This window comes from Micromonospora sp. WMMD735 (assembly GCF_049178995.1).
Classification (GTDB): domain Bacteria; phylum Actinomycetota; class Actinomycetes; order Mycobacteriales; family Micromonosporaceae; genus Micromonospora; species Micromonospora wenchangensis.
Genome location: NZ_JBMHMJ010000002.1, coordinates 6716098 through 6730718 on the forward strand (window position 1 = coordinate 6716098; position 14621 = coordinate 6730718).

Annotated in this window: 13 protein-coding genes; 9 read left to right on the forward strand and 4 right to left on the reverse strand. The window is 75.7% G+C overall.

What is annotated here, in order from left to right; genetic code table 11:
* Window positions 1-123: 123 nt before the first annotated feature.
* The 7 genes from ACN268_RS29460 (at window position 124) to pspM (ending at window position 6794) form a co-directional block, all read left to right on the forward strand.
* Complete coding sequence (locus tag ACN268_RS29460; protein ID WP_421486275.1) at window positions 124-585, forward strand: hypothetical protein; 462 nt, start codon at window positions 124-126, stop codon at window positions 583-585.
* 45 nt (window positions 586-630) lie between these two features.
* Window positions 631-2895: a sensor histidine kinase gene (locus ACN268_RS29465; protein ID WP_421486276.1), complete on the forward strand. Its 2265-nt coding sequence runs from the start codon at window positions 631-633 to the stop codon at window positions 2893-2895.
* On the forward strand, window positions 2892-3557 hold the full coding sequence (locus ACN268_RS29470) for a response regulator (protein ID WP_421486278.1): 666 nt from the start codon (window positions 2892-2894) through the stop codon (window positions 3555-3557). The genes ACN268_RS29465 and ACN268_RS29470 overlap by 4 nt, the downstream gene beginning before the upstream one ends.
* 181 nt (window positions 3558-3738) lie before the next feature.
* Window positions 3739-4314, forward strand: a complete 576-nt coding sequence (locus tag ACN268_RS29475; protein WP_420118093.1) for a CinA family protein — start codon at window positions 3739-3741, stop codon at window positions 4312-4314.
* A gap of 166 nt (window positions 4315-4480) precedes the next feature.
* The gene (locus ACN268_RS29480) at window positions 4481-4924 is read left to right on the forward strand and encodes a helix-turn-helix domain-containing protein (RefSeq protein WP_145918449.1); all 444 of its coding nucleotides are present in this window, start codon (window positions 4481-4483) and stop codon (window positions 4922-4924) included.
* Between the two features lie 186 nt (window positions 4925-5110).
* Complete coding sequence (locus ACN268_RS29485; RefSeq protein ID WP_421486279.1) at window positions 5111-5983, forward strand: PspA/IM30 family protein; 873 nt, start codon at window positions 5111-5113, stop codon at window positions 5981-5983.
* Between the two features lie 22 nt (window positions 5984-6005).
* Window positions 6006-6794, forward strand: coding sequence for a phage shock envelope stress response protein PspM (gene pspM, locus ACN268_RS29490; RefSeq protein ID WP_421486280.1), 789 nt, complete (start codon window positions 6006-6008; stop codon window positions 6792-6794).
* 61 nt (window positions 6795-6855) lie between these two features.
* Here the strand turns inward: pspM and ACN268_RS29495 are convergent, their stop codons facing one another.
* Window positions 6856-10461: a hypothetical protein gene (locus tag ACN268_RS29495; protein WP_421486282.1), complete on the reverse strand. Its 3606-nt coding sequence runs from the start codon at window positions 10459-10461 to the stop codon at window positions 6856-6858.
* A 152-nt stretch (window positions 10462-10613) separates the two neighbouring features.
* Entirely contained in the window at window positions 10614-11444 is an 831-nt protein-coding gene (locus ACN268_RS29500) for a DNA-formamidopyrimidine glycosylase family protein (protein ID WP_421486284.1), read from the reverse strand.
* Between the two features lie 109 nt (window positions 11445-11553).
* Here ACN268_RS29500 and ACN268_RS29505 point away from each other — a divergent pair, with 109 nt between their 5' ends.
* Window positions 11554-12834 (forward strand): hypothetical protein, encoded by a 1281-nt coding sequence (locus ACN268_RS29505; protein WP_421486285.1) that lies wholly within the window; start codon window positions 11554-11556, stop codon window positions 12832-12834.
* Window positions 12835-12877: 43 nt separating this feature from the next.
* Here the strand turns inward: ACN268_RS29505 and ACN268_RS29510 are convergent, their stop codons facing one another.
* Window positions 12878-13120 (reverse strand): CPCC family cysteine-rich protein, encoded by a 243-nt coding sequence (locus ACN268_RS29510; protein ID WP_088645607.1) that lies wholly within the window; start codon window positions 13118-13120, stop codon window positions 12878-12880.
* Between the two features lie 42 nt (window positions 13121-13162).
* Window positions 13163-13957 carry an SAM hydrolase/SAM-dependent halogenase family protein gene (locus ACN268_RS29515; protein ID WP_421486287.1) on the reverse strand — a complete coding sequence of 265 codons (795 nt, stop codon included), beginning with the start codon at window positions 13955-13957 and terminating at the stop codon, window positions 13163-13165.
* Window positions 13958-14057: 100 nt separating this feature from the next.
* Here ACN268_RS29515 and ACN268_RS29520 point away from each other — a divergent pair, with 100 nt between their 5' ends.
* Window positions 14058-14603: a hypothetical protein gene (locus ACN268_RS29520; RefSeq protein ID WP_421486288.1), complete on the forward strand. Its 546-nt coding sequence runs from the start codon at window positions 14058-14060 to the stop codon at window positions 14601-14603.
* Window positions 14604-14621 lie beyond the last annotated feature (18 nt).

Sequence of the window (14621 nt, forward strand, 5' to 3'; positions counted from 1 at the left end):
GACCGTCCACCCCGCCGGCCCGCCCGGCGGTGCCACTGTGGACGGTCGACCACCTACGCTGCGGCGGACGGGTGCCGGGGGGACCGGCCCCGTCCGTCCGCGTACGGCACCCGAGGAGTGATCATGACCCTGACCGCTGGCGACGACCGACGGATCGTGCTGATCGCGGCCGACGACACGTTCTGCCACGTCTACCAGGACCTGTCCGACCTGCTGTCGACCGCCGACCACGGCGAGAAGCTCGCCGGGGCGGTCGAGTTCTTCGACGTCACCGGCCGACGGCTGCACCCGGTCTTCTCCGCCGACTGGCGGCTGGAGGAGTTGCAGGCCGGCACCGGCCCGGCGGTGCCCGACGTCGTCCGGCAGCGGCTGACCACGGTGATCGCGCACGTGACGCGGTACATCCACGACCATCCGGACGTGCTCGCCCGGTCCCGCATCTCGCTGGAGCGGGCGCTGTCCGAGCTGCCCCGCCTCGACGACCCGGACCTGTCCGAGATCATCGGCGCCCTGCCGGAACACCTCGAACACGACACCGGTAACTGGCTGCACAACGCCATGCACGCCGCCGGCTGGGCCGACTGACCCAGCCGCTTCCACCACCGACGACCAACCCCGGGAGGGCCCGCCGTGCCGTCGCCGATCGCCGCGCTGTCCCCGTCCCGCCGGATCCTGGCCGGGGCGGGCCTGGTCGTCGCCGGGCTCGTCCTGGCCGGGCAGTGGTGGTATCCGCAGCCGGCGGCGCTCGGGCCGGCGGCGCTGACCGGCACGATCGCGGTCGCGTTCACCGCGCTCGGCGCGCTGGTCCTCGCCGGGCTGCCCGGTCACCCGGTCGGCCGGTTGATGCTGGCCGCCGGACTCGTCGCCGGGACGGCGGTGCTGGCGTTGAGCTGGCCCGTGGTCACCCCGCTGGCCTGGCTGGGGCAGTGGCTCTGGTGGCCGCCGTACGGGCTGGTCTTCCTGGCCCTGCTGGTCTTCCCGGACGGCCGGCTGCCGGGCCGGGGCTTCCGGCTGGTCGCGGTCGGGCTGGTGGTCACCACGGTGGTGGCGGCCGTGGCGCTGGCGGTGGCCGCGACCAGCGACCCCCGGGGGCTGCTGCTGTCCGCGACGACGGCTACCGACCCGACCGCGCGGCTGCTGGTCCGGGTCGCCCTGGTGACCGTCGGGGTGCAGTCGCTGCTGGTGGCCGCCGTGCTGGTGGGGCTCGCCCGACGCTTTCGGCGGGCCGTCGGCGAGGCCCGCCAGCAACTCGCCTGCCTGCTGGCCGCCGGGGTGCTGTTCCTGCTCGGCTTCCTGCTGGACTGGCTCAACCTCTCCGGCGCGTGGGTGCTGATGGTGATCGCGGTCCCGGCCGCGATGACGGTGGCGGTGCTCCGTTACCGGCTCTACGGCCTGGAACAGGTGATCAACCGGACCCTGGTCTGGCTGGTGATGAGCCTGCTGGTGATCGCCGCGTTCGTCGGGGTGGTCGCCCTGCTGCGGGATCTGGTGCTGCGCGGGGACACCTCGAACGCCTCGCTGGTGGCCACCGGGCTGATCGCGGTGACCTTCGAACCGCTGCGGCGGCGGGTGCAGCGCGGGGTGAACCGGCTGCTCTACGGCGACCGCGACGAGCCGTACGCGGTGCTGGCCCGTCTCGGTGACCTGCTGGAGCGGACGGTCCAGCCGGAGGCGGTGCTGCCGCTGCTGACCGGCACCATCGCCCGCTCGCTCCAGGTGCCGTACGTGGCGGTGGAGCTCGGCGGGGAGCCCGACGACGGGCGGCCCACCCGGGTGCACGCCGCGCACGGCCACGCCACCACCGAGCTGGAACGCTTCGACATGGTGACCCACGGCGAGTGGGTGGGGCGGCTGGTGGTGGCCCGCCGGGCACCCGGCACCCGGTTCACCCCGGTGGAACGGCGGCTGCTCAGTGACGTCGCGCTGCACGCCTCGGTGGCCGCCGCGACCGCCCGGCTGATCCGCGACCTGCGCGACTCCCGGGAACGCCTGGTGACCGCCCGGGAGGAGGAGCGCCGCCGGCTGCGCCGGGACCTGCACGACGGGCTCGGCCCGACCCTGGCCGGCATGTCGATGCAGGTACGCGCGGCCCGCAAGCTCGCCGCCGTCGACCAGGCCCGGCTGGCCCGCATCCTCGACGGGCTCGCCGACGACCTGCTCACCTGCACCGGCGAGGTACGCCAACTGGTCGACCAGCTCCGCCCGGCGGCCCTGGACCGGGGGTTGGAGTCGGCGTTGCGGGCCGAGTGCCAGCGCTTCGACGGCCCGAGCCTGACCGTGCGGCTGAGCGTGGCGGACCCGCTGCACGGGCTGCCGGCGGCGGTGGAGGTGGCGGCGTACCGGATCGTCGGCGAGGCGCTCGCCAACACGGCCCGGCACGCCGGGGCGACCTGCTGCGACGTGGTGGTGCGCCGGGGCCGGGCGCTGGTCGTGGAGGTGTCCGACGACGGCACCGGCATCGTCGCCCGCAGGCCCGGCGGTGTCGGCCTGGACTCGATCCGGGAGCGGGCCGCCGAGCTGGGCGGCGGCAGCGACATCGTCGACCGGGACCCGCACGGCACCTTGATCCGGGTCCGCCTGCCCCTACCCCCCGCCCCACCGCCCGCCGCCCCGCCCGGCTCGGCCCCCTCCGCCCCCGCCCCGCCCGCTTCTGTCCCCTCCGCCCCGCCCACCCCCGCCCCGCCCGCCCCCGCCCTCGCCCCGCCCGCTTCCGGTGATCAAGAGGTTCGCGTCAGAATCCGCCCGGAGGATGACGCGAACCTCTTGATCACCGAGGGCTCCCGGGTGGCCACCGGAGGGTCCCGGCCGATCGCCGGGGGGTCCGGGGAGTCGGTGCGGGGTGGGGCGGACGGCGGTCGGGTGGCGGACGGTGCTGCGGGAGGGGGAGGGCAGTGACGGCAGAGGGGGCCCGTGGCGGGGCGGTCCGGGTGCTGATCGTGGACGACCACCCGGTGGTCCGCCGGGGCCTGCGGACGATGCTGGAGGGCGAGCCCTGGGTCGACGGCGTGCTGGAGGCCGCCACCTGTGCCGAGGCGATCGGCATCGCGTCGACCGAGCCCGTCGGGGTGGTCGCGATGGACGTGGCGCTGCCGGACGGCGACGGCGTGGAGGCGACCCGGCGGATCGTCCAGGGCCGGCCCGAGACCCGGGTGCTGATGGTGACCATGACCGACGACGAGGACGTGGTCGGCCGGGCGTTGCGGGCTGGTGCTCGGGGCTACGTGCTCAAGGACACCGACCCGGACGTGATCGTCGACGCGCTGCGGACGGTGGCCGGCGGCGGGCTCGTCCTCGGCCCCCGGGTCGGCCCGCAGGTGCTGACCAGCCTGCGTCGCCAGCCGGTCGAGCTACCGCCCCCGTTCGACCGGCTCACCCCGCGCGAGCGGGACATCCTGCGCCGGTTGGCCGGCGGTGACACCAACGCCCGGATCGCCCGCCACTTCGGGCTCAGCGAGAAGACGGTCCGTAACCAGCTCTCGGCCGTCTTCGCCAAGCTCGGTGTCGCCGACCGGGTCCAGGCCGCCCTGCTCGCCCGGGACGCCGGCCTCACCGGCTGACCCGGCGGGTCAGGAGCGGACGCACCGGCTGCCCGCCACGGGGTGCGCGTCGCACCGTCGGGGCGGGAGCGGACCCACCGGTGTCCGCCCGGGGACCCGCCGCACCGTCGGGTCGGGAGCGGACACGACGATCGGTCGGGTCGGGATGAGTAGCAGGATGACCTCGGGGAAGGAGGACGACATGGGGACCGATGCACAGCACGAGCGACCCGCAGGCAGCCCGGCGGCGGGCGTGGTGCACAGCCTGCACGAACGGCAGCAGACCCTGGCCACCGTCGAGTCCCTGACCGGCGGGCTGCTGGCCGCCGCGATCGTGGAGATCGCCGGGGTGAGCGCCGTCTACCGGGGCGGCCTGGTGACCTACGCCACGGAACTCAAGGCGCGGCTGGCCGACGTACCCGAGGACCTGCTGGCCGAACGCGGGCCGGTCGATCCGGACGTGGCCATCGCCCTGGCGGAGGGGGGCCGGCGGCGCTGCGCCGCCGACTGGGGGCTGTCGACCACCGGGGTGGCCGGTCCCGAGCCGCAGGACGGCAGGCCGGTCGGCCTGGTCTATGTCGCGGTGGCCGGGCCGGGCGGCCCGGTGGTCCGCCGGCTCGACCTCGACGGGGGTCGCGACCACATCCGCGCGGCGGCGGTGATCGAGGCGTTACGCCTGCTCGCGACGCGTATCCACAGGGCCTTTCCCGAGCCGGGGCCCGGCCCGCGCCCCGGGCCGGCGGCGGTGGTGCCCCCGGCCGGCGCGGGTCGGCGCTGACCGGCGTTGTCCAGATCCGACAGGCGGGGTGGGATGTCGCCGGGCCGACCAACGGGTACGGTTGCGGGAAGGCTCCGGCGTACGGCGTCGGCGGCGGCGCGGTCCATCGCGTCCGGCGCGGGCGACCATCCGCCCGGAGCGTGAAATCCCGTCAGGGGGAGGTGCGATGGTCCTGCTACGCCGGGTGATCGGTGACGCACTTCGGGCGCGCCGCCAGGGTCAGCACCGCACCCTGCGCGAGGTCTCCACCGCCGCCAACGTGAGCCTCGGTTACCTGTCCGAGATCGAGCGCGGCCAGAAGGAACCCTCCAGCGAGCTGCTCGCCGCCATCTGCGACGCGCTCGGCGCCCGCCTGTCCGAGTTGCTGCGTGAGGTGAGCGACACCGTGGCGCTGGCCGAGCAGCTGCCGGGCGTGCTCATGCCCGTGCAGGACGAGCCGGCCGCCGCCGGTCCGGCCGCCGGGGTGCGCAAGGCCACCGGGCGCGGCGTGCGCCAGGTGACCACCGATGGTGCGGTCGCCGTCTCGGTCCGCCAGGATTCCCCCCTCAAGGCCACCCTGCGCAGCGCCCGGGTCCGCCCGAGTGACCGTGACGTGGTCTGCGCCGCCTGACCCCGCCGTCCGTCCCGTGGCCGGGCTGGCCGACGCCGCGTAGTGTTGATCGCAGGCCGCCGGAGCACCCCGCGGTACGAACGGCCCTGCTGGCGTCCGCCTGCGACGATGGGGGAGCGCCGTGCGGCCCGCCCGGTCCCGGGTGTGGCCGGGGCGCAGCGACGCTACTGAGGGGATACCGCGGAGATGGCGAACCCGTTCGTCAAGGGCTGGAAGTACCTGATGGCGCTGTTCGGTGCCAAGATCGACGAGCACGCCGATCCCAAGGTGCAGATCCAGCAGGCCATCGAGGACGCGCAGCGTCAGCACCAGGCGCTGGTGCAGCAGGCGGCGGCGGTGATCGGCAACCAGCGGCAGCTGGAGATGAAGCTCTCCCGGCAGATGACCGAGGTCGAGCGGCTCCAGGGCAACGCCCGGCAGGCGCTGGTCCTCGCCGACCAGGCCCGCGCCAAGGGCGACGAGGCCGAGGCCGGCCGCTACGAGCAGTCCGCCCAGGTGCTCGCCACCCAGCTGGTCTCCGCCGAGCAGGCCACCGAGGACCTCAAGACCCTGCACGACCAGTCGCTCGGGGCTGCCGCGCAGGCCCGCCGCGCGGTCGAGAACAACTCCATGATCCTCCAGCAGAAGCTCGCCGAACGCACCAAGCTGCTCAGCCAGCTCGAACAGGCCAAGATGCAGGAGAGCGTGGCCCGGTCGCTGGAGTCGATGTCGTCGATGGCCGCGCCGGCCAACACCCCCTCCCTGGACGAGGTGCGGGACCGCATCGAGCGCCGCTACGCCAATGCGATGGGCCGCGCCGAGCTGGCCGGCAACTCCGTCGAGGGACGGATGCTGGAGATCCAGAAGTCGACGCTGGACAGCGCCGGGTCGTCCCGGCTGGAGCAGATCCGGGCCAGCATGGCCGGCGACCAGCTCGGCGGTCGGCAGGAGCAGCCGGCGGTGCAGCAGCAGGCCCAACCGGCCGCCCCGACGGCCGACCCGGCCGCCGCCGCCCGGCTGGACGAGCTCCGGGCCAGCATGAGCCGCGACCGCGGCGTGGGGGACACCACCGCCGGCTGACCGCCGGCACGAGGAGGTACGGGTGGCCGACGAGCGAACGCGACACTTCCGTCGACTGGGCCGGCTGCGGCGCTCCGCCCGCCGGTGGAGCGTCCTGGCCGGTGGGCTCACCGGCGCGGCGGCGGTGCTGACCCCGTACGCCGGGCTGGGGTTGCCCGACGCGGCCTGGGCCGGCGCCGCGGGCAGCGCCGTCGCGCTGGCCGCCTGGCGCTGGATCGACCTGCGGGCGTTCGCGGCCCGCCCGGTGCCGCCCGCCCTCGACCCGGCCGAGGCCGCCGCCCGTTCCCGGGCCCGGCTGGTCGCCGCCGTCGAACGCCTCCCGGTGGGCCCCGGCGTGCTGGCCGAGGCCCGCCGGTTCCGCTCCCGGTTCGCGCTGCGCGGCACCTCCGCCGCGCAGTCGTGGGCCCGGCTGGACCGTGCCGCGCTCACCCTGGCCGGGATCGCGCCCCGGCTGACCGGCCTGGCCGAGCCGGCCGTGCTGGAGGCCGCCGCCGCCGACCGTTCGCTGCGCGACCTGGCCGACCGCACGGCCGGGGTGGAACGCGCCCTGCGGCTCGCCCCACCCGAGGCCCGGCCCCGGCTCGAAGAGGCCCACCGGGCCCTGCTCGACCAGCTGGCCGCCGGGGTGACCGCCTACGAGGGGCTGGTCGCCGCCGCGGCCGGCTACGTCGCCGAGGACGCCCACCCGGAGGTCGTCGCGGACCCGTCCGCCGCCCGCCTGATGGAGGCGACGGACCTGCTGCACGGCGTCGCCTCCGCCCTGGCCGAGCTGCGCGCCGTGGGCGAACCGCAACGCACCCCCACCCGCTGAGCGCCGCGCGGCAGGCCGGCCCGGCCTGCCGCGCGGCTGCCCACGACCGGACCGGGTGACCTCAGTCGGGTGTGTGGACCGGCAGCGGGCCGGTCCACGGTGAGCTGCCGACCACGTTGAACGCGCGGACCCGGTAGTGGTAGGTGACCCCCCGGGCCAGGCCGGTGTTGGTGAAGCTGCGGCCGGTCACGGTGAAGCTGGCCACCTCCCGGTCGAACGCCGGGTCCACCGCGCGCTGCACCACGAACCCGGCTCCCGGCCCGGTCGGGACGTCCGCCGCCCAGCTCACCGACACCGTCGCCGTGTCCGGCGCGGGGACGCCCACCGTCGCGGCGACCCTCGTCGGCAGCTCCGGCACCGGTGGGGTGGTCACCGTCGCCACCGTCGACCACGGAGACGCCGCACCGAGGTAGGTGGTCCGGACCCGGTAGTAGTACGTGGTGTCCGGGGCGACCGCCGGATCGAGGTGGTGGTCGGCCACCGGCACGGCGGTGGTGCCCGGACCGCTGGTGAAGGTCGGGTTGGTGGCCCGCTGCACGTCGAGCCCGGTGGCGAAGGAGCGGTTCACCCAGCGCAACGCCACCCGCAGCGGGGCCGCCGGTGGCACCGTCGCGGCCAGCCCGCCCGGCGCGGGCAGGCGTACCGACGCCGGGCTGCTGTTCGACCAGGCCGAGCAGCCGGCCGCGTTCTCGGCCCGGATGCGGTAGTGGTAGGTCACGCCGGGGGTGATGCTGGCGTCGGTGTACCGGGTCGCGGTCGCCGCCACGGTGATGGTGGTCAGGCCGGCGGTGAAACCGGCGTCGGTGGCCCGCTGGAGCAGGTGACCGGTGGCCGCCGGCCGGCTGCCGTTGCCCGTCCAGGCCAGCGCGATCGCCGGCAGCGCCGTCGCCGAGCCGGGCACCGGGGTAGCGGTCAGCCCGGTCGGCGCGCGGGGCGAGACCCGCAGCACCAGCGGCCGGCTCATGCCCAGGTCCCGCAGCCCGGCCGCGCCGCTTGCCCAGCGGAACTCCCAGCCCAGGTTGACCTGTTGGTTGACCACGATCGCCGGCCGGCCGTCGCAGGGGCTGACGCCGGTGGCGTCGAGGCGTACCCCGGCGGGTCGGGTCGGGTCGAGCAGCCGCAGGCTGTCGGCGACCTTGAACGGCAGCGGCGGCACCTCGGGCCGCAGCGCCACCACCACGTCCTCGGCCGGGTTGACCCGGACGGTCTGCTTCCAGCCCCGCTCCCCGCCGTCGGGGTCGCGGACCGTGCCGTCCCCGCCGATCCGGTTGACCACCTGCACGTCGCAGCCGTCGAAGCGGACCGGGTGGGTCTGCCGGCCGGTCCCGCTGATCCGCCACACCTGGATGCCGTCGGCCGGGTCGGCCGGCCCCACCGTCGGGTCGGCGGCGACGAGGATCTCGGTCGCCGGGTCGGTCGGGCCGAGCGGCAGGGTCACCGGACCCAGCGGGCCGGCCCCCGGATGGGGTACGCCGAGGCGGCCGGCCCACCGCCCGTACTCCGGCTCGAAGACGGTCCCCACGGTCTTGACCTGGATCGGCAGGGTGACCGGCGCGGTGCCGCCCGGCGGGGTGAAGGTGAGCGAGGTGGCCTGCGCCGAGACGGCCATCGCCCGCCCGCCGGTGGTGCCGAACGCCCGGTCGTACACCGGGTGCGGCACCACCGGCGGTCGCTGGCTGGCGGCGTACGCGGCGGGCAGCCGCTCGGCCAGCCGGTCCAGGTCGTACCGGCGGCCGGGGGTGCCGGCCACCCGGAACTGGAGCACGGTACGGGTGTTCGGGCCGTACCCGGGCAGGGTGCCGGGGCCGCCGCCCGCGGCGCGCTGGTCCCCGGCGGCGGTGTGCCGGTCGTAGCGGGGGTCGAAGCCGGGCAGCGGGGCCGGACAGTCGTTGTAGAGCAGCACCGTCGCGCCGGGCGGCAGGGTGGAGAAGTCGACGATCACGTCGGCCCGTTCGCCGGGGGCGAGCAGCAGCGCGGCCGAGTCCACGTTGAGCACGGTGGGGTCGCGGCGGTCGTAGCGGTAGCCGACCGGCCGGTTGGGCAGCACCACCGGGGCGGGGAGCAGCCCGCACTCGTTACCGATCTGGATCATGGGCGGGCCGGCGGCGGCCGGGTCGGGCACCCCGCCGTCGCGTCCGTCGGTGGGCCAGTCGGCGGGCCGGCCGGGGGCGCGGACCGCGTCCACCATCGGCACCTCACCGGCGTCGGCGTCGGCGAGGCTCCCGTCGGCCTGCCACATCGGCCCGTCGGAGCGGGCCCGGTAGAGCTGCAGGTTGAGCGACCGGTCGGCGCAGCCGTTGACGATCCGGAACCGGTACGCCGTCGGCCGCACCCGCAGGTACGGGTAGGCGACCCCGTTGACCAGCATGGTGTCCCCGTACGCCTCGGGCACGGCGCTGGGGTGCGGCACCCCGGGGGCCTGCGGCGGCTCCTGCGGGGCGGCCACCGGGTCGTGGTGCGGGTTGTCCACCGGGCCGACCCGGGGCCCGTCCCCACCGTCGGTGCCGGGCAGCCACGGGCCGTAGTCCCAGCGGCCGGTGGGGTTGCGCCCGTGCTCCCGGTACGGGTCCTGCCGGGGCTGGTAGACGTGCGGGTGCCACAGGTTGCCCCGGGTGCCCCAGCGGTCCCGGTCCCAGGTGGGGTCCTCGGCGGCGAGTTGGGCGTCGTCGGGGACGAAGGTCCGGTCCTGGATCACCAGCGGGACCTGGTCGGCGGGGAGCACCCCGTCGGCGGTCAACTCCTCCTCGACCGGGTCGGTGAGCAGGTAGAGGGCGAACTGACCGGACAGGACGGTCAACCGGGACAGGCCGAGGGTGTTGTCGTGCAGGCACATCAGCCGACCGCTCTGCGCGTTCGGGTAGTAGAGCGTGGTGGCCCCCGCCCCGGGCGGCGGCATGTCCGGCACGTGGGTCAGGCCCGGTCCGGTCGGGTACGGGGTGATCTCCCCGGCCGGGGTCACCCACTGCCACGGGTTGCCGGCGCTGATCCACCCGGTGTGCGCGCCGGACAGGTGCGGCACGGCCCGGTTCTGCGGGTAGGGCGCCGGCCCCTCCAGCGGCCCCGCCCCGGCCCCGGGGAGGCTGGTGTCGACAGGCAGGAAGAGGTCCCCGGCCGGGCCGGTGGGGAGCTGGTTGATGAACTTGACCCGGACCGGTCGGCCCCGCCGCGCCATGATCAGCGGCCCGAGGTGGTACGGCCGCTCGGGTGGGGCGACGGTGTTGTGGCCGTCCGGGTCGGTGCCCAGGTTGAGCTGGCGGTAGCCGCGCAGCCGGGTGGTGGGCAGGTCCCGGTGCAGCCGCTGGGTGTACTCGACCAGCCCGATCTCGTAGTAGTCGCAGCCCGGCCAGCTCACCGTGTCCGGGGTGGCGACCGGCAGGTGTCCGCCCAGTTCGGTGCGGCCCGCCGGGCCGGGCAGCGGCAGCGCGTCGACGAACTTGCGCAGTCCGGTGCCGGTGACCACCCGGCCCTGCGGGTCGCGCACGGGCAGCGGGCTGCCGGCGAAGTTGGGCACCGGGCCGAAGCAGCGCGGCACGGCGGCCGGGTCGAGGGTCGCCGGGGCGGGATCGGGTTCGCCGGTGCGGGCGGCCGGCACGGTGGGCCGGTCGGGCCGGTGGAGGCGGACGACCCGGGTCGTCCAGGGCGGTCGCAGTCTGCGGAACAGGGTCATGGCTCTCCCCGGGCACGGGGACCCGCCGCCCCCACCCCGGCGTGGTGGGCGGTCGCGTCCGATGGTCACGAACGGTGAGCACTCCACCGCAGCATGCGACGTCGGCGACCGGATAGGAATTACCCATTCGTCCGTGTCTGCGGATTGTCCCGTCAGACGGGAGGGGTTCCCGGGTCGGCCGGTGGTGGCGCCGGCTGGCAGGTGGGGCACCAGTAGGTGACCCGGTCACCCAGGTCCTCCTTGGCGATGGCGGTACCGCAGCGGCGGCACGGCTGGGCCCGCCGGCCGTAGACGTAGCTGGTCTGGCCCCGGCGCAGCGAACCGGTGGTGCTCTGGGTCCACCGGCCCCGGTTGGCCGCGAGCAGCCGCTGGGCCAGGGCCACCGTGCCGGGCAGGTCGGGCACCGCGCCGACCGGCGTCCACGGGGAGATGCCGCGCAGGAACAGCAGTTCGCACTTGTAGAGGTTGCCCACCCCGGCCAGGTTGCGTTGGTCGAGCAGCGCCTCGCCGATGGTCACCCCGGGTGCGGCGGCCAGCCGGCGGACCGCCTCGGCCGGGTCCCAGTCGGTGCCGAGCAGGTCGGGGCCGAGGTGCCCGAGCAGGCGCTCCTCCTCGGCGGTGGGCAGCAGGGCCAACTCGTGCAGGTGGTAGCCGACCGCCACCGCCTCGGCGCTGCGTAGCACCGCCCGGATCAGGTGGGCCGGCCGGGCCGTCCAGCGTTCCCCCGGGGCGTACGCCCGCCAGACGCCGTCCATCCGCAGGTGGGAGTGGAGCGTCCAGGCGGTGGTGGACGTCACCGGGGCCGGTGCGGTCAGCCGCAGCAGCAGGTGCTTGCCCCGGCTGGCCGACTCCGTCACCGTCCAGCCGGTCAGGTCGGTGGCGGCCAGCGCGGGCACCCGGAAGTCGCTGCCGGTGAGCCGCGCGCCGGCGAGCGCGCGGTGCAGGACGCGGGCGGTGTTCCAGACAGTGTCTCCCTCGGGCACCCCAGCATTCTCCCTCGTCCGAACAGAATTCGCATGTATCGCTATTTGTAGCGTGCTTCCTGTCGATCTACGAAAAATTGCACTATAGGGTGGTCTTGAGGAGAATATTATGGCCTTTGGCCCCTGTCGTCCCCTGTCGTCCCTGTTGGTCGGTCTGCTGACCCTGACCCTGGCCGGTGGTCTCGTCCCGACCGCCGCGACCGCCGCACCCCGTACCCCCGGCCAGAGCACCGGCCACGCCGCCGCCCCGGCCGCACCCACCGGCGGGGAGCACTGGACCGTCGACCTCGCCGTGGCCGGCGGCGACGACGTCAACGTCCGCTTCGGTGCCGGCCTGCTGCGCCTCGCCGACCCGCACCCGGCCCGGCGCACCCGGCCCGCCGCCCTGGGCGCGCCGGTCGCCGAGGGGGTGCTGCTCGCCCCCGCGCGCACCCTCACCGGCCCGGCCAACCGGGTCCGCGTCGACCTCACCGCCGAGGCGGCCACCGGCGCCACCGTCGGCGTCCAGGTGCGCGGCTGGCGGGCCACCGGCTGGACCGAGTGGCGGGAGGCCGGCACCGGCCCGGCCGTCTTCGACCGCCCGGTCACCCGGGTCCAGGCCCGGGTGCTGCTCACCACCCGCGACCCGCACGCCGCCGCATCGGTACGCGCCGTGCGGCTCACCGCCGACACCGCCACCACCGCCGCCCCGGCCCCCACCGCCGTACGCAGCTACCGGGTCTTCGCCACCCGGGAGGGGGAGGTCGGCGGGGTCACCGCCAACGGGCACACGATCCGAACCCGGGACCACTTCGTCGCCCTGCCGTCCCGGCGTGGACTGTCCCCGATCGGCACCGGCGACTACACCGTGCGGGTCTGCACCACCAGCGGCAGCCGCTGCGAGTACGCACCCGTCTGGGACGTCGGCCCGTGGAACACCCGCGACGACTACTGGAACCCCGCCGCCGTCCGGGAGAACTGGAAGGACCTGCCGCAGGGGCGACCCGAGGCGCAGGCCGCCTACCAGTACGGCTACAACGGCGGCAAGGACCAGTTCGGGCGTACCGTGCTGAACCCCGCCGGCATCGACCTCGCCGACGGCACCTTCTGGGACGGCCTGCTGCTCACCGACAACGCCTGGGTCGACGTGACGTACCTGTGGACCGGCAGCGGACCACGCGGCGTCATCGGCTCCGGGCCGCTCAACATCCGCACCGGCCCCGGCACCTCGTACCCGGTGCGGGGACTCGCCGCCACCCACGCCAACGTACCCATCCAGTGCTACGTCACCGGGCAGACGGTCGCCGGGACGTACCGGACCACCAACCGGTGGAACCGGCTGGCCGGTGGCCAGTACGTCAGCCACGCGTACGTGTCCACGGTGTACGGCGGCACCGTGTCCCGCTGCTGACCGGTCCGCCCCCCGACCCCGCCGGGTCGGGGGGCGGACCGGCTCAGGGCCGCTCGTCCGGGCGGGGCGGGCGGACCATGTCCTGGTAGCGGGGGTGGCTGGCGCCGTACACGGCGAAGTTCAGCCGGGCATGGGTGAGGCTCAGGTCACCGTTGGGACCGCCCCGCACCACGTCGGCATCGGCGTCGCCCTGGCCGTCGTCGGTCCAGAAACAGACCGGACAGGTGCCCCCACCCGTCCGGGACGCACAACAGGGACAGCCCACCGGAACCCACACTTCACCCACCGCAGCAGCATTCCACACCGGACGCCCGACAGGGAGCGCAGCTCACCCTCCGGGGCGTCCCCGCACCGTCACCGTCGCACCGGGGGCGACCCCGAGCAGGTCCACCGCCCGACCGCCGTTGCGGGCCACCGCCACCAGGCCGGCGGAGTCGACGAGCACCACCAGTTCCCCGGCCGGCACGTCCCCGAACGTCACGCCCCGCACCGCCGGGTGACCGTCGACCCGGACCGTGCCGGGCAACGCCGCCAGCAGGTCGGCGCCGGCGGCGAGCTGCACGTTGCCGAAGTGGTCCACGGTGAGCACCTCGGCGGTGAACCCGTCGGCCTCCCGACGCAGCACCGGCGCGGGCAGCGTCACCAGGTCGGCCGGATCGACGGGCGGGCCCGCGTCGGCCGGCGGGTCGCCGAGCGCCAGCCGGGCCGCCACCGGGGCGAACACGTCCCGGCCGTGGAAGGTGCCCGACACCTCCGCCGCCACCCACCCCGGCGAGGTCAACTCGACCGCCGCGGTGACCCCGCCCAACGCCTGCGCCGCCGCCGGCAGCAGCCCGTTGTCCGGCCCGACCAGCAGCCCGCCCGGTGTCACCAGCGCCACCCCGCGCCGGGCGGTGCCCACCCCCGGGTCCACCACCGCCACATGCACCCCGTACGGCAGGTACGGCACCGCCTGGGCGAGCACCGCCGCACCGCGCCGGACGTCCCCCGCCGGCACCAGGTGGGTCACGTCGATCACCCGGGCGGCCGGCGCGATCCGGCCGATCACCCCGTGGCAGACGGCGACGAACCCGTCGGTGAGCCCGTAGTCGGTGGTCAGCGAGATCCAGGGGGTCGGGGTCATGCCGGCAGGCTAGTGCGGTGACCGCCCTATCACTGACCGGACACCCCGATCGACCGACCGGCCGGTGCCGGGCGCGCACCCGGTTCGGCAGACTGCCGGGGTGACCAAACGCCTCCGCCTCCTGCCCGTGACCACCACCGTCCTGCTCGCGCTGGCCCTCGCCGGCTGCGGCGACGACCCCGGCGACGAACGCGACGGCGGGGCGTGGGCCGACGGCCGGTCGAAGGCCCCGGCCACCAGCGAGGCGCCCCCGGCCGAGGGTGCGCCGAAGGCCGAGAAGTCGGGCAGCACCCCCCGGGAGAGCCCCTCCACCCCGCCGTTCGTGCTGCCGACCAAGAAGACCAGCGCCCCCGCCGCCCGCAAGGTGGTCGACGCGTTCACGGCCGCCGGCCTCAAGGTGCCCGACCCGCGTGACCGTTCCAAGGACTGCGGCCCCAACGGTACGGGTGTCGGCTGCGCCCAACTGATGGTCACCGACGCCGTCTCGGTGTACGTCTTCCCCGACGAGGCGAGCGCCACCAACCAGACCGAGGTGTGGGGGACCAAGGCGTACCGGGCCGGTGCGGTGGTGCTCAACTACCTGGGCACCCGGACCAGCGCCGCCGAGCAGAAGCGCTACAACGACGTCCTGGCGAAGCTCGGCTGAGCCCGCCCGGCTCCGGCC

Coding starts and splice junctions, on each gene's coding strand:
- ACN268_RS29495 (WP_421486282.1), bottom strand. CDS start 10,461: ATGACCCTGTTCCGCAGACTGCGACCGCCCTGGACGACCCGGGTCGTC.
- ACN268_RS29460 (WP_421486275.1), top strand. CDS start 124: ATGACCCTGACCGCTGGCGACGACCGACGGATCGTGCTGATCGCGGCC.
- ACN268_RS29475 (WP_420118093.1), top strand. CDS start 3,739: ATGGGGACCGATGCACAGCACGAGCGACCCGCAGGCAGCCCGGCGGCG.
- ACN268_RS29480 (WP_145918449.1), top strand. CDS start 4,481: ATGGTCCTGCTACGCCGGGTGATCGGTGACGCACTTCGGGCGCGCCGC.
- ACN268_RS29505 (WP_421486285.1), top strand. CDS start 11,554: ATGGCCTTTGGCCCCTGTCGTCCCCTGTCGTCCCTGTTGGTCGGTCTG.
- ACN268_RS29485 (WP_421486279.1), top strand. CDS start 5,111: ATGGCGAACCCGTTCGTCAAGGGCTGGAAGTACCTGATGGCGCTGTTC.
- ACN268_RS29515 (WP_421486287.1), bottom strand. CDS start 13,957: ATGACCCCGACCCCCTGGATCTCGCTGACCACCGACTACGGGCTCACC.